Source organism: Streptomyces sp. NBC_00885, from assembly GCF_045207475.1.
Taxonomy (GTDB): domain Bacteria; phylum Actinomycetota; class Actinomycetes; order Streptomycetales; family Streptomycetaceae; genus Streptomyces.
In genome coordinates, this window is sequence record NZ_CP108796.1 from 7983616 (window position 1) to 8009186 (window position 25571).

The following is a 25571-nucleotide window of genomic DNA, read 5'->3' on the forward strand; positions in this document are numbered from 1 at the left end:
TCCCCGGGCCGATGACCGGCTGGTCGTCAACGGCATGGTCTACGTGCTGAGGTCGTTGCCTTACCCGCATCAAACCCCCTGAGGCCCCGCCGTCCCAACCTTCGGTGAGACGAACATACTGATCATCGGTCCTCGGCGACAATGATCAGTCTTCGGGCGGTTCAGAGTGCTGTGGTCAGTGCTGTGCGCCTGCTCGGCCGGCGGGCTTGCGCCGAGTCTCCAGTCGCTGAAGCCAGTTGGCACCAGTTCAGGTCACGAATTGCCCTGATGCCAACTGGCACCGCCGCGATCAGACCACCGGAACCGGGTAGGTCGGGTACTCCACCCCGGAGACGTGCTGGACGACGCGGATGACCTGGCAGGAGTAGCCGAACTCGTTGTCGTACCACAGGTAGAGGATCGCGTTGTCGCCGTCGACCTTGGTGGCGCCGGCGTCGACGATCGAGGCATGGCGCGAGCCGATGAAGTCGCTGGAGACCGCGTCGGGGGCGGTGGTGAAGTCGATCTGGCGCTTGAGCGGCGAGGTCAGCGAGACGTTGCGGAGGTAGTCGAGGACGTCCTCGCGGGTGGTCTCGCGCCCGAGCCGCAGGCTGAGGATCGCGATCGAGACGTCCGGCACCGGGACGCGGATCGAGCTGCCGGTGATCGGCGCCTTGAGGTCGGGCAGCGCCTTGGCGACGGCGGAGGCGGCACCGGTCTCGGTGATGACCATGTTGAGCGGCGCCGAGCGGCCGCGCCGGTCGGAGCTGTGGTAGTTGTCCAGCAGGTTCTGGTCGTTGGTGAACGAGTGGACGGTCTCCACGTGGCCGCGCAGGACGCCGTACTCGTCCGCCATCGCCTTCAGCGGCGGGACGATCGCGTTGGTGGTGCACGACGCGCAGGACAGGATCTGCTCGTCCGGCTTGATCATGTCGTGGTTGACGCCGTGCACGATGTTGGGGACGTCGCCCTTGCCCGGCGCGGTGAGGACGACCTTGTCCACGCCCGGGCGCAGGTGCTTCGACAGGCCCTCGCGGTCGCGCCACTTGCCGGTGTTGTCGATGAGGATGGCGTCCTTGATGCCGTACGCCGTGTAGTCGACCTCCGACGGGTCGTTGGCGTAGATCACCTTGATCTCGTTGCCGTTGGCGATGATCGTGCTGTTCGCCTCGTCGACGGTGATCGTGCCCTGGAACTGGCCGTGGATGGAGTCGCGCCGCAGCAGCGAGGCTCGCTTGACGATGTCCTGGTCGCCGCCCTGGCGGACGACGATGGCGCGCAGGCGCAGGCCGTTGCCGGAGCCGGACTTCTCGATGAGCAGGCGGGCGACGAGACGGCCGATGCGCCCGAAACCGTAGAGGACGACGTCGCGCGACTCGCGGCGCTCGATCTTGTTGGCACCCGTGGCGCCGACGACGGCCTCGGCGGTGAACTCCTGGGCCGAGAGACCGCGGTTGTCGGCCTTGTACATCGCGGCGAGCATGCCGATGTCGATCTGGGAAGGGCCGAGATCGAGCGTGGTGAGCGCCTGCAGGAACGGCAGCGTCTCGGTGACGACAAGTTCCTCACCGTCGATCTGCCGGGCGAATCGGTGGGTCTTGAGGATGCTGACCACCGACTTGTTCACCAAGGAGCGGCTGTGAAGCAGGACCGTGACGTCCCGCTCCCGGTGCAGCTTCCCGATGATGGGGATCATCGACTCCGCGATCTCCTCGCGGTTTTTCCAGTTGGTGAACGAGTCGTCATTGACAGTCACAGAATTATCTTTCGAGCTAGGCGGCGCTCATATGCTAACCCGCCGCCACTTTGATCGTTCAAACGGTGCCGCCTGGGCGGGAAAGATGTGCAGATTTGATGGGATTTGGACCGGCCTGTCAGCCAAGAGCGCGGTCGAGGTTGAACGCGGCGCTGATCAGGGAGAGATGGGTGAATGCCTGCGGGAAATTGCCGAGCTGTTCGCCGGTCAGCCCGATTTCCTCGGCGTACAGGCCGACGTGGTTGGCGTAGGTGAGCATCTTCTCGAAGGCCAGCCGGGCCTCCTCCAGCCGTCCGGCGCGGGCGAGCGACTCGACGTACCAGAAGGAGCAGATCGAGAAGGTGCCCTCGGCCCCGCGCAGGCCGTCCGGGCTGGCTTCGGGGTCGTAGCGGTAGACCAGGGAGTCGGACACCAGGTCAGCGGTGAGCGCGTCCAGGGTCGCGAGCCATTTCGGGTCGGTGGGCGAGATGAACTTGGCCATCGGCATCATCAGCACCGAGGCGTCGAGTACATGATCGTCGAGGTGCTGAACGAACGCCCCTCGGTCAGGGGACCAGCCGCGCTGCATGATCTCCCGGTAGATCGCATCACGGCTCTGCCGCCACCGGGGGAGGTCCGCGGGCAGCCCGCGCCGGTTCGCCATCCGGATCGCTCGCTCGATCGCCACCCAGCACATCAGCCGTGAGTAGACAAAGTTCCTGCGTCCTCCGCGCGTTTCCCATACGCCGTCGTCCGGCTGGTCCCAGTGTTCGCAGAGCCAGTCCACCAGTACACCGAGCTCGTCCCAGCGATCGCTGCTGATGGGCTGTCCCCACTTGTCGTACAGGTAGACGGAGTCGATGAGCGCTCCGTAGATGTCCAGCTGGAGCTGGCCGGTGGCGGCGTTGCCCACCCGCACCGGGGCTGAGCCCAAGTAGCCCTCCAGATGGGGCAGTTCACGCTCGGGCAGCTCGTTGCGCCCGTCGATCCCGTACATGATCTGCAGTGGACCCTCGGAACCGCCGCCCCGCATGATGCCCCGCTCGGACAGGAAGCCCATAAACGCCTCGGCCTCTTCCGTGAAGCCCAGCCTGAGCATGGCGTAGACACAGAAAGCGGCGTCACGGACCCACACGAACCGGTAGTCCCAGTTGCGCTCGCCGCCGATCTGCTCGGGCAGGCTCGTCGTCGGGGCAGCCACAATGGCACCGGTAGGCGCATAGGTGAGCAGCTTCAGCACGAGCGCGGAGCGGTGCACCATCTCCCGCCACCGTCCGTGGTAGCGCGAGGCGGACAGCCAGTTGCGCCAGAACCTGACGGTCGTCGCGAACTGGTCCTCCGCCTCGGCCTGGGGGCAGGCTCGCGGGATGACGCCATCACTGACCGGATCCAGGGCGAACACCGCGGACTCGCCTTCGAGGAGCTTGAAGCGCGAGCGCGCGTCCAGGCCGTCGCACTCCAGCGGCGCGGTGGCGCTCAGCGCCAACGACAGGCTCTCGGACCGGAACAGCGCGGTGTTGCCCTGCAGCTCCGCGGAATGGGCTTCGGCCCCGTATCCGAAGCGGGGAGCCACCCGCGCTGTGAACGGAAGGGATCCGCGGACGCAGATCACCCGCCGGATCAGCCGGTGCGGGGCCGCCGCGCCCGGGTCGTCGGTGATCGGCATGAAGTCCTGGATCTCGGCCACCCCGTCGGAGGCGAAGAACCGCGTGATGAGAACGTTTGTATCGGGAAAGTAGAACTGCCGGGTTCGCGTCGGCACGTCGGCGGCCAGCTCGAAGGATCCGCCCCGGTTCGCGTCCAGAATGGAGGCGAACACGCTGGGTGAGTCGAAGCGCGGGCAGCAGTACCAATCGATGGTGCCGTTGGTGCCCACGAGCGCCGCACTGTGAAGATCGCCGATGAGGCCGTGCTCGGCTATGGGCAGATAGGGCGAGACGCCCTCTTGTCCGAATCCGGTATTCGCCATACCGGCCTCCGTGGGGCCGCAGTACGCATAGCACCTATACGTAATGGTAAAAAGCCTAAGATAATGGGTCATAGTGCTGCAAGGGGGCACTCCCGGCAGAAAGGGCCGCGGCGCCCCCGGCGAGCTGGGCGCACGCTGATCGCCCCGCGTCTTACGACCGGATCGCAGATGGACCACACTGAGCTGACATGAGCGATGGCGACGCGGACCCCGGGCTCTTCGGACCCGAATCGGTGACCTGGCAGATGCACGGTGACCCGATGATGTGGGTCGCCGGGGTACGCGCCCTCTACCTCCAGGCGCTGCACCCCCGCGCCGTACGAGGCGTCATGCAGAACTCGGACTTCCGCCACGACGCCTGGGGTCGCCTCATGCGCACGGCGAACTTCGTCGGCACCATCACCTACGGCACCGCCCCGGCCGCCGAGCGGGCCGGTGCCCGGGTCCGCCGTATCCACACCCACCTGGGGGCCACCGACCCCGTCACCGGGGAGCGCTACGGCGTCGACGAGCCCGAGCTCCTGCTGTGGGTGCACTGCGCCGAGGTCGGCTCCTATCTCGCCGTCGGACGCCGCTCGGGGTTCCCCCTCAGCGACGCCCAGGCCGACCGCTATCTCGACGAACAGCGCGAGGCCGCCCGCCTTGTCGGACTCGACCCGGCCGGCGTGCCGTCGTCCGTGGCAGAGCTCGACGCCTATTTCGACCGGGTACGCCCCGAGCTCGCCGCCGGGCCCGAGGCGCACGACGTGGACGACTTTCTCCAACGGCCGCCCATCAACCCCCTGCTCGTCCCGGCGCGTGAACTGCTGTGGCGACGCGTCGCCACGCTCGCCTACAACGCACTGCCCCCTTACGCCCATGAGCTCTACGGCAGACCCGCCCCCGCCCCCGAACACGTCACGCATCAGCTCATCGCCACCGGCAACCTGCTGCGCTGCGTTCCCTCCCGTCTACGCTGGCAGCTCCCGCCAGGTCACATCTTGAAAGCGATGGCGCGACTCGGCCCCGGCAGCCGCCCGGCCCCGTACAAACTGCGCAGACAGGAGGCCATACTGGACGGGCCGAGGAGGGCGCAGCTCAGCGACGGGGGCGACAGCACGCGATGGCGGAAACCAGGCTGATCCAAGGCCGGTACCGACTGCTCGATCTCATCGGGCGCGGAGGCATGGGCGAGGTGTGGCGGGCCCGTGACGAGGCGCTCGGGCGCAATGTCGCGGTCAAGTGCCTCAAGCCACTGGGACCTCAGCGCGACGACCAGTCCTTCACGCGGGTCCTGCGGGAGCGCTTCCGGCGCGAGGCGCGGGTCGCCGCCGCGCTCCAGCACCGCGGGGTGACCGTCGTCCATGACTTCGGCGAGTACGAAGGCGTGCTCTACCTGGTCATGGAGCTGCTCCAGGGCCGTAACCTCAGCCAGCTGCTCGAAGACAACAAACAGCATCCGCTGCCCGTGGCCGACGTCGTCGACATCGCCGAACAGGTCGCGGACGCCCTCGCGTACACCCATGAACAGGGCATCGTCCACCGCGACTTGAAGCCCGCCAACATCATGCGGCTCACCGACGGCACGGTGAAGATCTGCGACTTCGGCATCGCCCGCCTGGGCGCGGACATCGGCTTCACCTCCAAGCTCACCGGCACCGGCATCGCGATGGGCACCCCGCACTACATGTCGCCCGAGCAGATCAGCGGCGACCATGTCGACCACCGCAGCGATCTGTACTCCCTGGGCTGTGTGCTCTACGAGATAGCCACCGGCGTCCCGCCCTTCGACCACGAGGACACCTGGGCGGTCCTCGTCGGGCACCGCGACACCTCGCCGCAGCCGCTGCGCACCCACCGGTCCGAGATTCCCGAGTACTTCCAGCAGATTGTCCTCGATCTGCTCGCCAAGACCCCCGAGGGACGTCCCGACGACGCGAATGACCTGCGACGGCGGATCGGCTCGGCCGCGGGCCAGGGACAGCCGCACGGGGTCGTGCCGGGGCCCCGCCCCGAGCAGCCGCCGTCGAGTGAGCCGCGGCTCCCGTCCTGGACCCGCGGTATGACGACCGGCCACAAGGCGACCGGGACCTCGGCCCTGCGGCCCGCGCTTCCCGACCACACCGCGGGGCTGACGGGCGAGTGGACGACGTACACCGATCCGCGTGGCGGCCCGCTGCTGCCGCCGCCCGCCGGGGCCGGGCGCCCCACGCCGCCGCCCGAACTGCTCGCCGTCCTCGTCGGCCGCCACAACGCGGGCCTCAGCCTCGGCCGGCTCGGCCGCTGGGAGGAGGCGGGCGAGGTGCATCGCGCGGTCGCCGCGGAGCGCGAACACTCCCTGGGACCCGACCACCCGGACACCCTGGCCAGCCGCTACGAGGTCGGCTTCACCCTGAGCCGTACCGGGCGCGCTGCCGATGCCCTGCGGGAGTTCGTCCGGGTCGCGGAAGGGCGCGAGCGGACCTTGGGCGCCGACCATCCCGAGACGCTCGCCGCCCGCCAGGAGACGGCATACGTCCTCGGCCAGCTCGGGAGACACTTCGAGGCCCACGAGGTGTACGCGGCGGTGCTCGAGTCCCGTGCGCGCACCATGGGGCCCGAACACCCCGACACCCTGCGGTGCCGCCACAACCTCGCCTTCAACCTCAGCAGACTGGGGCGCCTGGAGGACTCCTACCGGATGGCGCACGAGGTCGCCGCGGCGCGGGCCCGGGTGCTCGGCGCCGAACATCCCGACACGCTTGTCACCCGGTACGAAGTCGCATACGCACTCGGTCAGTTGGGGCGCTGGGCCGAGGCCCTGCAGACGTATCGCGAGGTGGTGGTCTCCCGGGCGAGGGCGCTGGGCGCCGACCACCCGGACACCCTCGCCGCGCGCTACGAGGTCGGCATAAGCCTCGGCCGGCTCGGCCGCAGCGCACAGGCCCTGGAGCTGTACCGCGAGCTCGTCGACGACCGCACCCGACTGCACGGGCCTGCCGACCCCGAGACCCTGCGCGCCCGCCACGGCCTCGGTGTGAACCTCGGGCGTCTCGCCCGCTGGGAGGAGGCCCTCGCCGAGGCCCGCGACGTGTGCGCCCTGCGCGAGCGCGTCCTCGGCGCGGACCACCCCGACACCCTCGTCAGCCGCCGCGAGGTGGCTGTGGGCCTGGGCTGGCTGGGCCGCTGGGCGGACGCGCTGGCGGTCTACGGCCAGGTCGCCGAGGCGCGGGAACGGGTCCTGGGCATGGACCATCCCGACGCTCTGGCCAGCCGGAACGACGAGGCGCACTGCCTGGAGCAGCTCGGCAGACACACGGAGGCGGTCGAGTTGTACCGCCGCGTGGCGGCCATGCGACAGCAGCGAGGCACACAGGGCGGCTAGACCCTGACCGGCCGATCCTGCCCGGCTGCCTGATCGACCGAACAGGACCTGGCGGTTAGGGTCCGGCCATGCCCGCACACACTTCGTACGACGTCGTGATCGTCGGCGGCGGCCACAACGGCCTGGTCGCCGCCGCCTACCTTGCCCGTGCCGGACGCTCCGTCCTCGTCCTGGAGCGCCGCGGAAACACCGGGGGAGCCGCCGTCTCCACCCGCCCCTTCGACGGGGTCGACGCCCGGCTCTCCCGCTACTCGTATCTCGTGTCGCTGCTCCCCGAAAAGATCGTGCGAGACCTGGGACTGAGCTTCGCCGTCCGCAAACGCACCGTTTCCTCCTACACCCCCAAGGGCACCGGTGGTCTCCTCGTCGGCGGCGACGGCACCCGGGATTCCTTCGCCCGTCTCACCGGCGGGGACCGGGAGTACGAGTCCTGGCAGGACTTCTACGCGATGACGGGGCGCGTCGCCGAGCGCGTCTTCCCGACGCTGACCGAGCCGCTGCCGACCCGCGAGGCCCTGCGGGCGCGCATCGGCGACGAGACGGCGTGGCGGATCCTGTTCGAGGAGCCCATCGGCGTGGCGATCGAGAAGCGGTTCGCCGACGATCTCGTACGGGGAGTGGTGCTGACCGACGCCCTGATCGGTACCTTCGCCGACGCCCATGACGCTTCGCTGCTCCAGAACCGCTGCTTCCTCTACCACGTGATCGGCGGCGGGACCGGGGACTGGGACGTGCCGGTGGGCGGCATGGGCGCGCTGACCGAGGCGCTCGCGGACGCGGCGCGGGCGGCGGGAGCCGAGATCGCCGTACTGCACGAGGTGACGGGGATCGAGACCGACGGCGAGCGGGCCGAGGTGACCTTCCGCACCGACCGGGCCGAGGGCGCGGTCGCCGCGGGCCATGTCCTGGTGAACGCCTCGCCGCAGGCCCTTGCCGCGCTGCTCGGCGACGAGCCTCCCGCGCCCGCGGAAGGCGCCCAGCTCAAGGTCAACATGCTGCTGCGCCGGCTGCCGCGGCTGCGTGACCGCTCGGTGGACCCGCGCGACGCGTTCTCCGGGACCTTTCATGTATCGGAGGGGTACGGGCAGTTGGCGACCGCGTACCGGGAGGCCGCCGAGGGGCGGCTGCCGAGCGCGCCGCCTTCCGAGATCTACTGCCACTCCCTGACCGACCCCTCGATCCTCGGTCCCGAGCTCGCGGCGCAGGGGTATCAGACCCTGACGCTGTTCGGGCTGCACACCCCGGCGCGCCTGTTCGCCGCCGACAACGACGCGGCGCGCGGCGAACTGCTCGCGGCGACCCTCGCCGAGCTGGACTCGTATCTGGACGAGCCGATCACCGACTGTCTCGCGCTCGACGAGCACGGCGAGCCCTGCATCGAGGCGAAGACCCCGCTCGACCTCGAACAGGAACTGCGGCTCCCGGGTGGCCATATCTTCCACCGCGATCTCGCCTTCCCCTACGCGACCGGGTCGACGGGGCGCTGGGGCGTCGAGACGGCACACGCCAATGTGCTGCTGTGCGGTGCGGGCGCCGTGCGCGGCGGCGGGGTCAGCGGTGTGCCGGGGCACAACGCCGCGATGGCGGTGCTCGGCCGGTAGGTCATTCCGTGGGGGGTGTCCGTCGGACACCCCCCAAGGCTCAGTCCCGCGACGCCGCCCAGCCGTTGGCCTCGATCCGGGCGGCGTCCGCGGGCCGCGACTCGTCGAAGACCGGGCGGCCGTCGTCCTCGACGCGCAGGGCGTCCACATACACGCCGCGGCCGACATAGAGCTGATCGGTCGCATATCGCCAGCGCAGCCGTACCGTGCCGCCGCGCCACGCCGAGAGATCCGCGGTGAGCCGGTGCCAGACACGCCCGGACCAGCCGGTCGCCGACCCTGTGGGGTGCGGCTGCGGTTCGGCCCCTTTGCGTACGGTCGTGAACGGCACCGCCCGCCAGGTCACCCCGTCGTCCGACGACCCCTCCAGGAACAGCGCGTCCGACCCGGGCTCGGTGTCCCACCACAGCGAGCAGCACAGCCGGGCCCGCGGCGAGGTGAGGGCGATCGCGGGGAGGCCCAGCACGGCGTTCGTGGCACCGGCCATGCCGGAGAACCAGGCGGTGCGGCCGCGCTCGGGGCGTACGGCGACTGCTCGGGCCATGTTGTTGGCGGCGGAGACCCGCGGTGCGCTGCCGGAACGCCAAGTGCGCACCGGATGGACGGAGTTGCCGAGCACGATCAGGAACGAGTCGGTGCTCGGGTCGAGCACCAGGCTGGTGCCGGTGAAGCCGGTGTGACCCGCGGTGCGGGGTGTGGCCATGGCGCCCATGTACCAGTGCTGGTAGAGCTCGAAGCCGAGGCCGTGCTCGTCGCCCGGGAAGGCGGTGTTGAAGTCGGTGAACATCAGCTCCACGGACTCCCCGCGCAGAATGCGGGACCGACCATAGTCGCCGCCGTTGAGGAGGGTGCGGGCGAGGATCGCGAGGTCCCAGGCGCAGGAGAAGACTCCGGCGTGACCGGCCACGCCGCCGAAGCCGAATGCGTTCTCGTCGTGGACCTCGCCCCAGACCAGACCGCGGTCGAGACCCGACCAGGGCAGCCGGGCGTCCTCGGCGGCGGCGATCTTCGGCTTCCAGGAGGCGGGCGGGTTGAAGCGAGTGCGGTGCATCCCGAGTGGAGCAGTGATCTCGTTGTGGAGCAGCACATCCAGAGTGTGACCGGTGATCTTCTCCAGGATCAGCTGCAGCGAGATCAGATTGAGGTCGGAGTAGAGGTACTTGGTGCCGGGAGGACTGGCGGGAGCCTCGTTCCAGAGCAGCCGGAGCTTGCCCTCCCTCGTCGGCTCCTTGTAGAGCGGAATCCAGGAGCGGAACCCCGAGGTATGGGTGAGCAATTGACGCACGGTGATGTCCTGCTTGCCCGCGCCCCCGAAGTCCGGGAGATACGAGGCGACTTCGGCCTCCAGGGCGAGGGCGCCACGTTCGATCTGCTGCACCGCCAGAATCGAGGTGAACAGCTTCGAGACGGACGCCAGATCGAAGACGGTGTCCTGCGCCATGGCGATCTGCCGCTCCGCCGGGAACTCCACGCCCGCGTCGGCCTTCTCGTCGTACGCCGCATAGCGCACGGCCTTGCCGATCGGCCGGTGCAGTGCCACCGTGCCGCCGCGTCCCGCGAGCAGCACCGCTCCCGCGTACCAGGGGTGCTTGAGGGACGGGCCGAGAAACTTCTCGGCGTCGGTGACGAGTCGGTCCAGATGGGCGGGGATCAGTCCGGCCTGCTCGGCGGAGCCGCGCCGCAGAGTGGGCTGCCCGGCACCGGACAGGCCGCCGGAGCCGCCTTCCGGCCCGCTGCCCGAGCCGCCTTCCGGCCCGCCGGCCAAGCCCGCTCCCGGTCCGCCTCCCGAGGCCGAAGCCGCCTCGGCGAAGGGAATCGGTGCCAGCGCGAGCGCTCCGCCCAGGGCCAGGACCCCGCTGCCGAGCCTGCGCCGGCTGATCCCTCTGCCCGCTGCGTCCTCAGTCATCCAGCACCCTCCTGAAAGTATCTTTCGGGAACTGCCACGGCAGTGAAACTTTCTTGCCGAGGCGGGGTGGTGTCAACCACCTCAAATAATCTGACACAGCATCAGAAAATCTCTTCCCTCGTCCGGCGGGCTGCGGCATCCTGCGGCTCATGGAGACGGAGCTGAGCAAGAGACTGGGAATCGAGCAGGCCATCTTCGGCTTCACGCCGTTCCCCGCGGTGGCCGCAGCCATCAGCCGGGCCGGTGGATTCGGGGTCCTGGGCGCGGTCCGCTACACCGCGCCCGACGACCTCAAGCGCGACCTCGACTGGATGCAGGAGCACACCGGAGGTAAGCCCTACGGTCTCGATGTCGTCATGCCCGCCAAGAAGGTCGAGGGCGTGAGCGAGGCCGATGTCGAGGCGCTGATCCCCGAGGGCCACCGGCAGTTCGTCAGGGAAACCCTCGCCAAGCACGGCGTCCCCGAGCTCCCCGAGGGCGAGGCCTCCGGCTGGCGGATCACCGGATGGATGGAGCAGGTCGCCCGCCGCCAGCTCGACGTCGCCTTCGACTATCCGATCAAGCTGCTCGCCAACGCTCTCGGCTCGCCGCCCGCCGACGTCGTCCAGCGCGCTCACGACCAGGGCGTCCTCGTCGCGGCCCTCGCCGGAAGCGCCCGGCACGCACGCCACCACGCCGACGCCGGCATCGACATCGTCGTCGCCCAGGGATACGAAGCGGGCGGCCACACCGGCGAGATCGCCTCCATGGTGCTCACGCCCGAGGTCGTGGACGCCGTGAACCCCCTTCCCGTACTCGCCGCCGGAGGCATCGGCAGCGGCGAGCAGATCGCCGCCGCTCTCGCCCTCGGCGCGCAGGGCGCCTGGCTGGGCTCCCTTTGGCTGACCACCACCGAGGCCGACCTCCACTCCCGGGGGCTCACCGAGAAACTCCTCGCCGCGGGCTCCGGCGACACCGTCCGCTCCCGCGCACTGACCGGCAAACCCGCCCGCCAGCTGCGGACGGAGTGGACCGAGGCCTGGGACGACCCGAACGGCCCAGGCGCCCTGCCCATGCCGCTGCAGGGCCTCCTCGTCGCCGATGCCGTATCGCGAATCCAGAAGTACGAAGTGGGCCCGCTGCTCGGCACCCCCGTCGGCCAGATCGTCGGCCGGATGAACTCCGAACGCAGTGTGCAGCAGGTCTTCGACGAGCTGACCCGAGGCTTCGAACGGGCCGTCGACCGCATCAACCGCATCGCCGGAAGGAGCCAGTCGTGAGTGAGCCCAACGGCTTCTGGGCCCAGGCCGCCGCCGACCCCGGCCGTACGATCCTGATCGCACCGGACGGCGAGGAATGGAGCGCCGGGCGACTGGACGCGGGCGTGAACAGGCTCGTCCACGGCCTGCGCGCAGCCGGCCTCGAGCAGGGCGACTCCTTCGCCGTCGTCCTGCCCAACGGCGTCGAGTTCTTCACCGCGTATCTCGCGGCCTCCCAGGCGGGGCTGTATCTCGTCCCCGTCAACCACCATCTCGTGGGCCCGGAGATCGCCTGGATCGTCGCCGACTCAGGCGCCAAGGTGCTCATCGCGCACGAGCGCTTCGCGGACGCGGCGACCGCCGCCGCGAACGAGGCGAAGCTCCCCGCGAGCCACCGCTACGCCGTGGGCACGGTGGACGGCTTCCGCCCGTACGCCGAACTCCTCGACGGACAGCCGGAGTCGGTGCCCGAGGACCGGGCGCTCGGCTGGGTCATGAACTACACCTCGGGCACCACCGGACGGCCGCGCGGCATCCGCCGCCCCCTGTCCGGCAAGCTCCCCGAGGAGACCTACCTCGGCGGCTTCCTCGGCATCTTCGGCATCAGGCCCTTCGACGGCAACGTCCATCTGGTCTGCTCGCCGCTCTACCACACCGCCGTACTCCAATTCGCAGGCGCCGCCCTGCACATCGGGCATCCGCTGGTCCTGATGGACAAGTGGACGCCCGAGGAGATGCTGCGACTCATCGACGCGTACGACTGCACCCACACGCATATGGTGCCGACGCAGTTCCACCGGCTGCTCGCGCTGCCCGATGAGGTCAAGGAACGCTACGACGTCTCGTCGATGCGGCATGCCATCCATGGGGCGGCTCCCTGCCCCGACCATGTGAAGCGGGCGATGATCGACTGGTGGGGCACCTGTGTCGAGGAGTACTACGCGGCGAGCGAGGGCGGCGGCGCCTTCGCGAGGGCCGAGGACTGGCTGAAGAAGCCGGGCACGGTCGGCAAGGCCTGGCCCATCAGCGAACTCGCCGTCTTCGACGACGAAGGACACCGGCTTCCCCCCGGTGAACTGGGCACCGTCTATATGAAGATGAGCACCGGCGGCTTCAGCTACCACAAGGACGAGGCCAAGACGAGGAAGAACCGCATCGGCGACTTCTTCACCGTCGGCGATCTCGGCATCCTCGACGAGGACGGCTATCTGTTCCTCCGCGACCGCAAGATCGACATGATCATCTCGGGTGGCGTCAACATCTACCCGGCCGAGATCGAGTCGGCGCTGCTGACCCATCCCGCCGTCGCGGACGCGGCAGCGTTCGGAATCCCGCACGCCGACTGGGGCGAAGAGGTCAAGGCGGTCGTCGAACCGGCCGAGGGCCATGAGCCCGGCGCCGCGCTGGCAGCCGACATCCTGGCCCACTGCGAACGCCGACTGGCAGGCTACAAACGCCCCAAGACGGTGGACTTCATCGAGGTCATGCCGCGTGACCCGAACGGCAAGCTCTACAAGCGCAGGCTGCGCGAGCCGTACTGGGAGGGCCACGAGCGCGCGATGTGAGCCCGGACAGCGTGGCTGCCGTCCGGGCCCCTGAACGCGTCAGCCCCTGACCCACACCACCTTCAGTGCGGGCGAGCGCAGGATGTCCCGCTCGCAGAACCGGGACGTCACCCAGCGCTCGCCCGAGAACAGCTCGGTCTGGTCGCTGTAGTGCGGGGAGTTCGGGTTCGACGACTGGGAGTACGTGAGCAGGGTGCGGGCCACCGGACAGCGGTCGCCGTCCCAGCCGACCGCCTGGATATGGCTGGAGCCCGCCGCCACCTCCGTATATCCCGTCGCCGGACTCCACAGCGGCTCGATCTTGTTCCAGACGCCGAGGCTCTCCGTGCCGCCGTGGACCGGGATGCGCTTGCCGTTGCGTACGACGAACTGGTGCTCACCCAGCGGCGAATCGAGCGCGATCCCGGCCGAGCGCAGCTCGGCGACGGCCGCGGTCAGAGCCTGCGCGAAGCCGGGCGATGCGGTGTTGAGCGTGTGGGGCGTACGGACGGGATCCGCCGCCGAGAACGGCACCTGCCACAGCTGTGCCGCCGGCACCCTGGCCGTGAGCCCGCGCCAGAACCGGTCGAAGAGCAGCGCGCCGCGGCTGTCGGTGTTCATCGTCCGGTCCCAGCGCCCGATCACCGAGCACGCCTCGGTGTCGCCGGGCAGCACGGCCGTGCATGCCTTCGCCGCGTCCGCAGCGGCCATGTCCCCTGCGGGCGCGCGGTTCGCGAACTGCTGCTCTTGCAGATCGGAGACCGTCAGCCCGCCCTTCCCGGCCATCGCCGCCACATCCTCGATCGCGCCCCGGGTACGCAGCGACCTCGGTGTGCCGAAGGAGCCGAAGACACGCTCGTAGCCGATCAGCGGCCGGTCGGGATTGGCCAGCCAGGCACTGTCGTTGGAGTTCTCGGCGTACGGAGCGTCCTTCAGCGTCGGCATCTTCGACGGGCCGAAGATGCCCGGCTGCACCGCGTCCGGGTCCGAGCCGAGCGCACAGTCCCCACGCGAGCCGTCCAGGACGGCGACACCCGAGGCGGGGTACGTCACCTTGCCCAGCGGCGTCGAGCATCGCTGTGCCAGCTCGTCGGTGATCCGCGGCAGGACCTGCGACTGGGAGAAGAGGGTATGGCCCTTGGAGTCGGCGGCGATGGTGTTCACCCACGGCAGCCCCTGCGTACGCCGCAGCGCCCGCAGCACATCCTTCGTGGAGCGGGCCTTGCCGAAGGCGAGAGCGGTGTCGGAGCCGCGCAGATTGCTCGCGTTGGGGTCGTTCAGCGCGTACGCGCTCGTCGTCGACCAGGGCAGGGGGAGCGTCGGGCCGAGCGAGGTGACGACCGGGCCGTACCGCGTCCACCACTGCGTACGCGTCACGGGCGCGCCGTCCTTGACGGGGACGCTGACGGTCCGCTTCGTCATACGCTCCGGCTTCCCGTCCACCAGATAGGTGGTCGGGTCGGCCGGATCCAGTGTCAGCTGATGCAGATTGAGCGTCACGCCGGTCGCGACGGTGTGGCTCCACGCCACCTTGTCGTTGAAGCCGATGTTGACGACGGCGGTGCCGAGCAGCGAGGCGCCCGAGACGTTCAGTTCACCGGGGATGGTCTGCTGCGACTGCCAGAAACGGCGTCCGCCGTGCCAGGGGTAGTGCGGATTGCCGAGCAGCAGGCCACGCCCGTTCGCCGTCGTACCGCCGCTGAACGCGACGGCGTTGGAGCCCATGTCGGCGCCCTCGGCGGAGAACAGCTCCCGGGCCGCTTTCGCCGTCGCAGCCGCGCCGGGCGCGCCGACGGCGGCTTGACCCGGCGGCTGCGCGGCGGTGATGCCGTCGATGCCGCGTCCCTGGCCGCCGAGCACCGACACGGCGAAGCCGCGCCTGGCCACGTCCAGCGTGGTCACCGGGCCCACCCAGTCGGCGTCCTTGCATGCCGGATCGGTGATGCGATGCTGCTTCAGCCAGGCGTTGTAGCCCGCCGCCCAGCCCCGCATCAGCTCCTTGACCTGCCGTCCCGGCCCAGTGGGCGCGGGCGTCGCGAGCAGCTTCTCCACGGTGCCCGCGTCCCGTACACCACGGAAGTAGAGATCGCTGGAGAGGTTCTTGGCCGCGGAGGAGAGCGAGCCGTCGGGAGCCGCGTCGGGGCCGAAATGGCGCGAGCGTTCGCCGCGCACGGTGAGGAAACCGTCGGCCAGGACGCACACCTGGTCGGCGGCCTGCGCCCATCCGGTGCCGAAGCCGAGACTCGCGTAGTTCTTGGCGACGATATGCGCAATGCCGTGCTCGGTATAGCGGATGACGGCGGACAGACCGCCGCCGGAAGGATGCCGGCCGTGCCGGTCACCGGAATCGGCGGCCGCGGCCTGCGGCAGTACGGCGGCTGCGGTCACCAGAGCGATGCAGGCGAGCCCGAGCCGTCTCAGGCGGGTGCGGAAGAGCAACGTGCCTCCCAACAGGACTGCGGTGAAAGCGGGTTGGTCCATGCAGTCAGCCGGGGCGTGCGCTGTCAACATTCCGTTCGGTATCCGAGGCCTTGACCCTCAGGTCGCCGCCGCCGAGGATCGCGCCATGACAGCTGTACGCAGCAACACAGTCGACTCCGTCGTACGGAGCACCGCCAAGCGCACCCCCGACCGCACCGCCTTGCGCTACGCGGACCGGACCTGGAGCTACGCGGAACTCGACGCCGCCGTCACCACGGCGGCGGCCGTCCTCACCGGCCACGGCCTGCGCACGGGGGACCGGGTCGCCTCCTACGGCCACAACTCCGACGCGTATCTCATCGGCTTCCTCGGCTGCGCACGCGCGGGACTCGTCCATGTCCCGGTCAACCAGAACCTCACCGGTGACGATCTCGCCTACATCGTCGAGCAGTCGGGCAGCGCCCTCGTGCTCGCCGACCCGGATCTCGCGCCCCGGCTGCCGGGCGGACTGCCCGTCAGGCCCCTGCGCGACGCGGACGACTCGCTGCTGGCCGAGCTGCGTACACCCCGAAGCTTCACCCCGGAGCGGCAGCCGGGGACCGAGGACCTGGTCCAGCTGCTCTACACCTCGGGCACCACCGCCCAGCCCAAGGGCGCGATGATGACCCACCGGGCGCTCGTCCACGAGTACGTCAGCGCCATCACCGCCCTCGATCTGAGCGAGAGCGACCGGCCGCTGCACTCGCTGCCGCTCTATCACTCCGCCCAGATGCATGTGTTCCTGCTGCCGTATCTCGCGGTCGGCGCCGAGAACACCATCCTGGACGGCCCGGACGCGGAGAAGATCTTCGACCTCGTCGAAGCGGGCCGCGCCGACAGTCTCTTCGCGCCGCCCACCGTGTGGATCGGCCTCTCCAACCACCCGGACTTCCAGGCGCGCGACCTCGGCGGACTGCGCAAGGCCTACTACGGTGCTTCGATCATGCCGGTGCCCGTCCTCGAAAAGCTCCGCGAGCGCCTGCCGGAGCTGGGCTTCTACAACTGCTTCGGACAGAGCGAGATCGGCCCGCTTGCCACCGTGCTGCGCCCGGACGAACACGAGGGCCGGATGGACTCCTGCGGCCGTCCGGTCCTGTTCGTCGAGGCGAAGGTCGTCGACGAGGATGGCAAGGAGGTCGCCGACGGCACGGCGGGTGAGGTTGTCTACCGTTCTCCGCAGCTCTGCGAGGGGTACTGGGACAAGCCCGAGGAGAGCGAAGAGGCGTTCCGCGACGGCTGGTTCCGCTCCGGCGACCTGGCGGTGCGGGATGCCCAGGGGTACTTCACCGTCGTCGACCGGGTGAAGGACGTCATCAACTCCGGGGGAGTGCTCGTGGCTTCACGCCAGGTCGAGGACGCCCTCTACACCCACCCCGCCGTCGCCGAGACCGCCGTCATCGGCCTGCCCGACGAGCGGTGGATCGAGGCCGTCACCGCCGTCGTGGTGGCGCGCGGCGAGGTCACCGAGGACGAACTCATCGACCACGCACGCGAGAAGCTCGCCCACTTCAAGGCCCCCAAGAGGGTCCTGTTCGTGGACGAGCTGCCGCGCAACGCCAGCGGGAAGATCCTCAAGCGTGAGCTGCGGGACCGCTTCGCTTCCACCTGACCGACTGCCGCCGGACTCACTTCTGCCTGAGGTCCACGATCCGCTTGATCTTGCCCACCGACCGCTCCAGGGTCTCGGGGTCCACCACCTCGACCGCGATCGACACCCCGACCCCGTCCTTGACGGCCGCAGCGATGGCACGCCCGGCGGCCTCCCGCTGCTCGGGCGTGGCCCCGGCGCGCGCCTCCGCACGCACCGTGAGCGCGTCGAGGCGGCCCTCGCGGGTCAGCCGCAGCTGGAAGTGCGGCGCGACATGCGGCGTACGCAGCACGATCTCTTCGATCTGGGTCGGGAAGAGATTCACCCCGCGCAGGATCACCATGTCGTCGCTGCGCCCGGTCACCTTCTCCATCCGCCGGAAGACCCGGGCCGTGCCGGGCAGCAGCCGGGTCAGGTCCCGGGTCCGGTAGCGGATCACGGGCATGGCTTCCTTGGTGAGCGAGGTGAAGACCAGCTCACCGTGCTCCCCGTCCGGCAGCACCTCACCGGTGAGCGGATCGACCACCTCCGGATAGAAGTGGTCCTCCCAGACGTGCAGCCCGTCCTTGGTCTCCACGCACTCCTGCGCCACGCCGGGGCCGATGACCTCGGACAGTCCGTATATGTCGACGGCGTCGATCGCGAACCGCTCCTCGATCTCGCGCCGCATCTCCTCGGTCCACGGCTCCGCGCCGAAGATGCCGACCTTGAGCGATGTCGTACGAGGATCGATGCCCTGCCGCTCGAACTCGTCCAGGATCGTGAGCATGTACGACGGCGTCACCATGATGATCTCGGGGCGGAAGTCCGTGATGAGCTGCACCTGGCGGGCGGTCATTCCTCCGGAGGCCGGAATCACCGTGCAGCCCAGCCGCTCCGCGCCGTAGTGCGCGCCGAGACCGCCCGTGAAGAGCCCGTATCCGTACGCCACATGGACCTTGTGGCCCGGGCGGCCGCCGGCCGCGCGGATCGAGCGGGCCACTACGTCCGCCCAGGTGTCCAGATCGCGCTCGGTGTAGCCGACGACGGTCGGACGGCCCGTCGTCCCGCTGGAGGCGTGGACGCGGCGCACCTGGGACTGGTCCACCGCGAACATCCCGAAGGGGTAGTTGTCCCGCAGATCGGCCTTGGCGGTGAAGGGGAAGCGGCCGAGATCGGTGAGCGTACGGCAGTCCTCGGGGCGCAGGCCCGCCTTGTCGAAGGACTGCCGGTAGAAGCCGACGTTGTCGTACGCATGGCGCAAGGTGGCCCGCAGCCGCTCCAGCTGCAGCGCCTCGAGCTCCTCGCGACTCAGCCGCTCCGCCGAGTCCAGCAGGTCCGCCTCCGTCATACGGATTTCTCCCGTCCCGAACCGGACGACCGATCATTCGGTCGTGCTGCTCCTGGATCAGTAATCCACCTCTCCCGGTCTCCTGGCAAGGGGGTGATCCGCGCAATCGGGTCCGCGACGACCGGTCCCCGGTGCCCCTCCGGCGCGCTGAGTGGCGCGTAACGGGGGAAGATGCTGGTAAGAAGTTGAAACCAGCAAACAACCTCCGAGAAGGAGTCCGTGATGCCCCAGCCCGAGGGTGCCGAGCTCGATGCTGTCCTTGCCCGACAGGAAGAGCTGCGGCAGCTCTATCTGCGCCCCATAGAGGAACGGCCCCCGACCACGGCCCGCGGCATCCATCATGTGGCCTTCATCTGCCGCGACGTAGAAGAGACCATCCGCTTCTACCAGGAGTTTCTGGGCTTCCCGCTGGTCGAGATCGTGGAGAACCGCGACTACCGCGGCTCCACCCACTTCTTCTTCGACATCGGCCACGGCAATCTGCTCGGCTTCTTCGACTTCCCGGGCCATGAGCACCCGCCGATCATGGAGACGATCGGCGGCGTGCAGCATCTGGCCCTGTCGGTGGGCGCGGCGGAGTTCGATGCGGCACGCAAGGCGCTGGACGAGTCGGAGACCGAGTATCTGGGGCCCGACCGAGGGGTCGAGGACAGCCTCTACATCCGCGATCCCAACGGCGTGCCGCTGGAGCTCTACCGGGAGCGGCTCGGCGTCTTCAACGGCGAGCGCATCCTCGCGACGGCGGCCGCGGACTAGGGCCTGTCGTTCCGCGTGCCCGGGATGCGCTCAGCGGTCGACCGCCTCCGCCGCGACCGTGCGGGCCCAGCGGTAGTCCGCCTTGCCGCTCGGTGAGCGCTGGATCTCCGGCGCGATCACCAGCTGCCGCGGGATCTTGTAGCCGGCCAGCCGGGTGCGGCAGTGCGACTGGATGTCGTCCAGCGTCGGTGTGAGCGCGCCGCTGCGCAGCTGCACCACGGCCGCGACATGGTTGCCCCACCTGCTGTCCGGCACACCCGCGACCAGCGCGTCGTACACATCCGGATGGGACTTGAGCGCCTGCTCGACCTCTTCCGGATAGACCTTCTCGCCACCGGTGTTGATGCACTGCGAGCCCCTGCCGAGGACGGTGACGATGCCTTCCTCGTCGACCGTGGCCATGTCGCCGAGCAGGACCCATCGCTCCTCGCCCCGCTGGAAGAAGGTCTCGGCGGTCTTCTCCGGGTCGTTGTAGTAGCCCAGCGGGACGTGCCCGCGCTGGGCGATGCGGCCCGGCTCGCCCGGTTTCACCGGCTCGTACGTCACCGGGTCGACCACCGCCGTGCGGGCGTTGACCCGCAGCCTGAAGCCCTTCTCGGGGCCGGAGTCCTCGGTGGCGGTGCCGTTGAAGCCGGACTCGGAGGAGCCGAAGTTGTTCAGCAGCATCACCTTCGGCGCGAGCGCGGTGAACTCGGCGCGCACCGTCTCGGACATGATCGCGCCGGACGACGAGACGCTGAACACCGAGGAGAGGTCGGTGCCCTTCATCGAGCCGTTCAGCGCGTCGATCAGCGGCCGCAGCATCGCGTCGCCGACCAGCGACACACTGGTGACCTTCTCCTTGGCCATCGTACGCAGCACCTCCACCGGCACGAATTTGCGGTGGATGACGATCCGCTGGCCGAAGTTGAACCCGATGAACGCGGTCAGTGTCGACGTGCCGTGCATCAGCGGGGGAGTCGGGAAGAAGGTGATGCCCTCGCCGCCCGCCGCCACCCGCCCGGCGAGCTCCTCGGGCGAGGAGACCGGCTCCCCGGTCGGCGCGCCGCCGCCCAGGCCCGAGAAGAACAGGTCCTCCTGCCGCCACATCACGCCCTTGGGCATTCCCGTCGTGCCGCCGGTGTAGATGATGAACAGGTCGTCGGCGGAGCGCGGCGCGAAGCCGCGCTCCGGCGAGGCGGCAGCCTCGGCCTCGGTGAAGGGGACGGCGTCCAGCTGCGGCGCACCGTCCGGGGGTGTGCCCACCCGCATCAGATGCCGGAGCTTGTCCGTCTGCGGCAGCGCGGCCGCGACCCGCTGCGTGAACTCCGCGTCGAAGACGAGCGCCGCAAGATCGGCGTCCCGGTAGAGATAGACCAACTCCTCCTCGACGTACCGGTAGTTGACATTGACCGGTACGAGCCGGGCCTTGAGGCAGCCGAGTACGGACTGGAGGTATTCAATGCCGTTGTAGAGGTGCAGGCCGAGATGTTCGCCGGGCCTGAGGCCGGCGTCGATGAGGTGGTGCGCGACACGGTTGGCCGCCGCGTCCAGTTCCGCGTAGCTGAGCCGGCGCTCCGCGCCCGTGCCGGGATGGTCGATGTACACAAGCGCCTCGCGGTCGGGGACCGCGTCGACGACCGACTCGAACAGGTCGGCAAGGTTGTACTCCACCGTTCCTCCTGACCCCGGCGAACTTCGGCCCGGCGGTCATTAGAGCGCCGGCGGGCACAACTGGGAAGAGCTGCCGCAGAAGAAATCTGACTGACTGTCAGAAAACTATTGAACTGGACCCCGGCCTCCTGCAACCTGTTCTAGGTCTTGAGACGGAGGTCCGCACATGGAACGACGTGGTGGTACCGAACACCTCACCGTGGAGCGCCAAGGCGCCACGCTGGTGCTCACCCTGAACAGGCCCGAGGCCAAGAACGCGCTCTCGCTGCCGATGCTGGTCGGCCTGTACGACGGCTGGCTGGAGGCGGACGAGGACGAGGAGATCCGCTCCGTCGTACTGACCGGAGCCTCAGGCTCCTTCTGCGCCGGAATGGATTTGAAGGCCCTTGCGGGCAAAGGCATGGAAGGAGAGCAGTACCGGGACCGGCTCAAGGCCGACCCCGACCTGCACTGGAAGGCGATGCTGCGCCACCACCGCCCGCGCAAACCCGTGATCGCCGCCGTGGAGGGGTACTGCGTGGCCGGAGGGACCGAGATCCTCCAGGGCACGGACATCCGGGTCGCGGGCGAGAGCGCCACCTTCGGCCTCTTCGAGGTCAAGCGCGGCCTCTTCCCGATCGGCGGCTCGACCGTACGGCTCCAGCGCCAGATCCCGCGCACGCACGCGCTGGAAATGCTGCTCACCGGCCGCCCCTACAGCGCGGCCGAGGCAAAGGACATCGGGCTCGTCGGCCACGTCGTCCCCGACACGACGGCGCTGGAGAAGGCGCTCGCCATCGCCGAACAGATCAACGCATGCGGGCCGCTCGCGGTGGAGGCGGTGAAGGCGTCGGTCTACGAGACGGCGGAGATGACCGAGACGGAGGGGCTGGCGGCGGAACTGGCGCGGGGGTGGCCGGTGTTCGACACGGCGGACGCGAAGGAGGGGGCGCGGGCGTTCGCGGAGAAGAGGACGCCGGTGTATCGGCGGGGGTGAGTGTTCCCCAGCCCCGCCCCTTCCCGAACTGGGGCTCCGCCCCAGACCCCGCGCCTCAAACGCCGGCGGGGCTGAATGTGCGGCCCTGCCGCACATTCAGCCCGTCCGGCGTTTGAGGACACGCGCGAAGCGCGTACGGGGGTCTGGGGGCTTGCCCCCAGTTCGGGAAGGGGCGGGTAGGGGACAAGGCCCGCCGCAGGCGCAACCGCCCGCCCCCTCGTCGACCTCAATGAAGGAGCCCCATGTCCCCCGCCCCGCACCTACTCACCGCCCCCCTCATCGTCGAGTTCCCCTTCACCCGTTCCCTCGGCCCCGTCCAGTCCGCCTTCCTCACCGGGCTCCGCGAGCGCACCGTCCTCGGGGTGAAGGCCGCCGACGGCACCGTGCTCGTGCCGCCCGTCGAGTACGACCCCGTCACCGCCGAGGAGATACGCGACCTCGTCGAGGTCGCCGACACCGGCACCGTCACCACCTGGGCCTGGAATCCCGCACCGCGCCGCGACCAGCCGCTTGCCGAACCCTTCGCCTGGGTGCTCGTCAGGCTCGACGGAGCCGACACCTCGCTCCTCCACGTCCTCGACGCCCCCGGCCCCGAGGCCGTACGCACCGGCATGCGTGTCCGTATCCGCTGGGCCGGGGAGCGCACCGGAGCGATCACCGACATCGCCTGCTTCGAGCCGTACGAAAGCGAACCAACCACCCAACCGACCGCACACAGCGGTGAGTTCGCCGAGGCGGTGACCGGCATCGTCGCCCCCGCCCGGCTGGATTACACCTACTCTCCCGGCCGGGCCCAGAGCGCGTACATCAACGCACTCGCCGGACGAAGGACCGTCGGCGAGCGCTGCCCCCAGTGCCGCAAGGTGTACGTCCCGCCCCGTGGCGCCTGCCCCACCTGCGGGGTGGCCACCGACGAACAGGTCGAGGTCGGCCCCCGCGGCACGGTCACCACGTACTGCATCGTCAACATCAAGGCGAAGAACCTCGACATCGAAGTGCCGTACGTCTACGCGCACATCGCCCTCGACGGAGCCGACCTCGCACTCCACGGCCGCATCGGTGGAATTCCCTACGACCAGGTGCGCATGGGCCTGCGCGTCGAACCCGTGTGGACGGACGGCAGTCGCCACCCCGACCACTACCGGCCCACCGGTGAGCCCGACGCCGACTACGACGCCTACAAGGAGCTCCTGTGATGCGATACGCCAGGGACGTGGCCATCGTCGCCTTCGCGCAGAGCGACCATCTGCGGCGCAGCGACGAGCTCTCCGAGGTCGAGATGGTGATGCCGGTCCTGCACGAGGTGCTGCGCAGCACAGGTCTGCAGACCAGCGACATCGGCTTCACCTGCTCGGGCTCCAGCGACTATCTCGCCGGCCGGGCCTTCTCCTTCACCATGACCCTCGACGGCGTCGGCGCATGGCCGCCGATCTCCGAGTCCCATGTGGAGATGGACGGCGCCTGGGCGCTCTACGAGGCCTGGGTGAAGCTGCAGACCGGCGAGGCCGACACCGCGCTCGTCTACGCGTACGGCAAATCGTCGCCCGGTGAGGTCCGCGATGTGCTGACCCGGCAGCTCGACCCGTACTACCTCGCCCCGCTCTGGCCCGACTCGGTGGCGCTCGCCGCGCTCCAGGCGCAGGCCCTGATCGACGCGGAACTCGCCGACGAACCCGCCCTGGCGGGAATCGCCGCCCGCAGCCGCGCCGCCGCCACGGACAACCCGCACGCCCAGCTGAAGGGTTCGATCCCGTCGGGACAGTACGTCGTCCAGCCGCTGCGGACCGGGGACTGCCCGCCGGTCGGCGACGGCGTGGCCGCCGTGATCCTCGCCGCCGGCGGACGGGCCCGCGAGCTGTGCGAACGCCCCGCCTGGATCCGCGGCATCGACCACCGCATCGAGGCCCACAGCCTCGGCGTCCGCGATCTCACCGACTCGCCCTCCACCCGGCTCGCCGCCGAACGAGCCGGTGCCTTCGAGCGGCCCGTCGACACCGCCGAACTGCACGCGCCCTTCAGCTCGCAGGAAATCGTCCTGCGCCGGGCCCTCAAGCTCGACAACAGGGTGAGGGTCAACCCGTCCGGCGGAGCCCTCGCCGCCAACCCGGTCATGGCCACGGGCCTCATCCGGCTCGGCGAGGCCGCCGCGCGTATCCACCGCGGCGAGTCCGACCGGGCGCTCGCCCACGCCACATCGGGCCCCTGCCTCCAGCAGAACCTCGTCGCCGTACTCGAAGGAGATGCCTCCGATGCCTAAGGAGCCCGTGGCCGTCGTCGGCATCGGCCAGACCAAACATGTCGCCGCCCGCCGGGACGTCTCCCTCGCGGGCCTCGTCCGGGAGGCGGCGGGGCGAGCCATGGACGACGCCGAGCTGACCTGGGCGGACATCGACGCCGTCGTCATCGGCAAGGCCCCCGACTTCTTCGAGGGCCTGATGATGCCGGAGCTCTATCTGGCCGACGCGCTCGGCGCGGTCGGCAAGCCGATGCTGCGCGTCCACACCGCGGGCTCGGTCGGCGGCTCCACCGCGCTGGTCGCCTCGAACCTGGTGGCATCGCGCGTGCACGGCACCGTCCTGACCCTCGCCTTCGAGAAGCAGTCAGAATCCAACGCCATGTGGGGCCTGTCCCTTCCGATCCCGTTCCAGCAGCCGCTGCTGGCGGGCGCGGGCGGCTTCTTCGCCCCGCATGTCCGGGCGTACATGCGCCGCACCGGCGCCCCTGACACGGTCGGCTCCCTCGTCGCCTACAAGGACCGGCGCAACGCCCTGAAGAATCCGTACGCCCATCTCCACGAGCACGGCATCACCCTGGAGAAGGTCCAGGCGTCCCCGATGCTGTGGGACCCGATCCGCTACTCGGAGACCTGCCCGTCGTCCGACGGTGCGTGCGCGATGATCCTCACCGACCGTGCGGGCGCCGCCCGTTCACCGCGGCCGCCCGCGTGGATGCACGGCGGTGCGATGCGCAGCGAGCCCACCATGTTCGCGGGAAAGGACTTCGTGTCACCCCAGGCGGGCAAGGACTGCGCCGCCGATGTCTACCGGCAGGCGGGCATCGCCGATCCGCGCCGCGAGATAGATGCGGTGGAGATGTACGTCCCGTTCTCCTGGTACGAACCGATGTGGCTGGAGAACCTGGGCTTCGCCGACGAGGGCGAAGGCTGGAAGCTCACTGAGTCCGGGGTCACCGAACTCGACGGCGATCTGCCCGTCAACCCGTCCGGCGGGGTGCTGTCCACCAACCCCATCGGGGCCTCCGGCATGATCCGCTTCGCCGAGGCGGCCCTCCAGGTGCGCGGCCGGGCGGGCGAGCACCAGGTGGAGGGGGCTCGCAGAGCACTGGGGCACGCCTACGGTGGCGGGGCACAGTTCTTCTCCATGTGGCTGGTCGGCGCCGAACCGCCCACTACCTGACCTCCCGGCGCCGGGCGCATCACCGGGGAAGGCCGCGGTCTGCTTCCGTGGCCTGTCCCGGGCCGGGGACGCTCGCT

At 69.7% G+C, this 25571-nt stretch carries 17 protein-coding genes; 11 read left to right on the top strand and 6 right to left on the bottom strand.

Translation table 11 applies throughout. From position 1 onward, the window contains the following. Positions 1-289 precede the first annotated feature (289 nt). Positions 290-1735 (bottom strand): glyceraldehyde-3-phosphate dehydrogenase, encoded by a 1446-nt coding sequence (locus tag OHA61_RS36395; protein WP_406306631.1) that lies wholly within the window; start codon positions 1733-1735, stop codon positions 290-292. A 118-nt stretch (positions 1736-1853) separates the two neighbouring features. Further along, positions 1854-3683, bottom strand: a complete 1830-nt coding sequence (locus OHA61_RS36400) for a glycoside hydrolase family 15 protein (RefSeq protein WP_406306632.1) — start codon at positions 3681-3683, stop codon at positions 1854-1856. A 188-nt stretch (positions 3684-3871) separates the two neighbouring features. Here OHA61_RS36400 and OHA61_RS36405 point away from each other — a divergent pair, with 188 nt between their 5' ends. The 3 genes from OHA61_RS36405 (at position 3872) to OHA61_RS36415 (ending at position 8627) form a co-directional block, all read left to right on the top strand. Further along, positions 3872-4804, top strand: a complete 933-nt coding sequence (locus OHA61_RS36405) for an oxygenase MpaB family protein (RefSeq protein WP_406306633.1) — start codon at positions 3872-3874, stop codon at positions 4802-4804. Continuing rightward, on the top strand, positions 4786-7026 hold the full coding sequence (locus OHA61_RS36410; protein ID WP_406306634.1) for a tetratricopeptide repeat protein: 2241 nt from the start codon (positions 4786-4788) through the stop codon (positions 7024-7026). The genes OHA61_RS36405 and OHA61_RS36410 overlap by 19 nt, the downstream gene beginning before the upstream one ends. Before the next feature lie 68 nt (positions 7027-7094). Then, entirely contained in the window at positions 7095-8627 is a 1533-nt protein-coding gene (locus tag OHA61_RS36415; RefSeq protein ID WP_406306635.1) for a phytoene desaturase family protein, read from the top strand. Between the two features lie 40 nt (positions 8628-8667). Here the strand turns inward: OHA61_RS36415 and OHA61_RS36420 are convergent, their stop codons facing one another. Further along, positions 8668-10533 carry a serine hydrolase gene (locus OHA61_RS36420; RefSeq protein ID WP_406306637.1) on the bottom strand — a complete coding sequence of 622 codons (1866 nt, stop codon included), beginning with the start codon at positions 10531-10533 and terminating at the stop codon, positions 8668-8670. Between the two features lie 149 nt (positions 10534-10682). Here OHA61_RS36420 and OHA61_RS36425 point away from each other — a divergent pair, with 149 nt between their 5' ends. Together OHA61_RS36425 and OHA61_RS36430 are read left to right on the top strand one after the other, a co-directional pair. Beyond that, the gene (locus OHA61_RS36425; RefSeq protein ID WP_406306638.1) at positions 10683-11792 is read left to right on the top strand and encodes an NAD(P)H-dependent flavin oxidoreductase; all 1110 of its coding nucleotides are present in this window, start codon (positions 10683-10685) and stop codon (positions 11790-11792) included. Beyond that, positions 11789-13336 (top strand): acyl-CoA synthetase, encoded by a 1548-nt coding sequence (locus tag OHA61_RS36430; protein ID WP_406306639.1) that lies wholly within the window; start codon positions 11789-11791, stop codon positions 13334-13336. Before OHA61_RS36425 ends, OHA61_RS36430 begins: the two co-directional genes overlap by 4 nt. A 39-nt stretch (positions 13337-13375) precedes the next feature. Here the strand turns inward: OHA61_RS36430 and OHA61_RS36435 are convergent, their stop codons facing one another. Continuing rightward, positions 13376-15796, bottom strand: a complete 2421-nt coding sequence (locus OHA61_RS36435) for a penicillin acylase family protein (RefSeq protein WP_406306640.1) — start codon at positions 15794-15796, stop codon at positions 13376-13378. Between the two features lie 85 nt (positions 15797-15881). On the opposite strand from OHA61_RS36435, the gene OHA61_RS36440 reads away from it, so the two are divergent. Then, positions 15882-17384, top strand: coding sequence for an acyl-CoA synthetase (locus tag OHA61_RS36440; RefSeq protein WP_406306641.1), 1503 nt, complete (start codon positions 15882-15884; stop codon positions 17382-17384). A 16-nt stretch (positions 17385-17400) separates the two neighbouring features. Here OHA61_RS36440 and paaK read toward each other — a convergent pair whose 3' ends face one another. Then, positions 17401-18693, bottom strand: coding sequence for a phenylacetate--CoA ligase PaaK (gene paaK, locus OHA61_RS36445; RefSeq protein ID WP_406306642.1), 1293 nt, complete (start codon positions 18691-18693; stop codon positions 17401-17403). Positions 18694-18915: 222 nt separating this feature from the next. On the opposite strand from paaK, the gene OHA61_RS36450 reads away from it, so the two are divergent. Further along, a complete protein-coding gene (locus OHA61_RS36450) occupies positions 18916-19449 on the top strand; it encodes a VOC family protein (RefSeq protein ID WP_361906201.1) in 534 nt (177 codons plus the stop codon). Between the two features lie 30 nt (positions 19450-19479). On the opposite strand, the gene OHA61_RS36455 is transcribed toward OHA61_RS36450, so the two are convergent. Then, the gene (locus tag OHA61_RS36455) at positions 19480-21102 is read right to left on the bottom strand and encodes an acyl-CoA synthetase (RefSeq protein WP_406306643.1); all 1623 of its coding nucleotides are present in this window, start codon (positions 21100-21102) and stop codon (positions 19480-19482) included. Between the two features lie 166 nt (positions 21103-21268). Between OHA61_RS36455 and OHA61_RS36460 the strand changes: the two genes are divergently transcribed. The 4 genes from OHA61_RS36460 to OHA61_RS36475 all read left to right on the top strand — a co-directional run bounded on the left by OHA61_RS36460 (position 21269) and on the right by OHA61_RS36475 (position 25494). After that, positions 21269-22078 (top strand): crotonase/enoyl-CoA hydratase family protein, encoded by an 810-nt coding sequence (locus tag OHA61_RS36460; RefSeq protein WP_361906205.1) that lies wholly within the window; start codon positions 21269-21271, stop codon positions 22076-22078. Positions 22079-22320: 242 nt separating this feature from the next. After that, positions 22321-23274, top strand: a complete 954-nt coding sequence (locus tag OHA61_RS36465) for a Zn-ribbon domain-containing OB-fold protein (RefSeq protein WP_406306644.1) — start codon at positions 22321-22323, stop codon at positions 23272-23274. After that, entirely contained in the window at positions 23274-24335 is a 1062-nt protein-coding gene (locus OHA61_RS36470; protein ID WP_406306645.1) for a thiolase domain-containing protein, read from the top strand. The genes OHA61_RS36465 and OHA61_RS36470 overlap by 1 nt, the downstream gene beginning before the upstream one ends. After that, a complete protein-coding gene (locus OHA61_RS36475; RefSeq protein ID WP_406306646.1) occupies positions 24328-25494 on the top strand; it encodes a thiolase domain-containing protein in 1167 nt (388 codons plus the stop codon). The genes OHA61_RS36470 and OHA61_RS36475 overlap by 8 nt, the downstream gene beginning before the upstream one ends. Positions 25495-25571 lie beyond the last annotated feature (77 nt).